The organism is Arachnia propionica (assembly GCF_003859805.1).
In the GTDB taxonomy this organism is placed as follows: domain Bacteria; phylum Actinomycetota; class Actinomycetes; order Propionibacteriales; family Propionibacteriaceae; genus Arachnia; species Arachnia propionica_C.
On sequence record NZ_RQZG01000075.1, the window covers coordinates 1 to 237 of the forward strand.

At 61.6% G+C, this 237-nt stretch carries 1 protein-coding gene; it reads left to right on the forward strand.

What is annotated here, in order from left to right; translation table 11 throughout:
- Nucleotides 1-227: hypothetical protein (locus EII34_RS16390; protein WP_221620340.1), on the forward strand; the 227-nt coding region annotated here is incomplete at its 5' end.
- Between the last annotated feature and the right edge of the window lie 10 nt (nucleotides 228-237).

The following is a 237-nucleotide window of genomic DNA, read 5'->3' on the forward strand; positions in this document are numbered from 1 at the left end:
CAGCCATCCCCGACCTCATCCTGGGAGTGTTTGGCCTGACCTGTATCTTCTGCATGGTCACCTTCCTCCTCGGATTCTTCTTCTGGTTCCCACCCTTCCTCCTCCCACCTTGGTACCACCGAGCCCGCAGAGCAGGCATCGACCGCCACGACCCCGACGCCATGGGAGCCTTCAAAGCCCTACCCCTGGAAGAACAGAGGCAAGCCGCCCGCAAGAGACAACGATGACCCCCAGTCC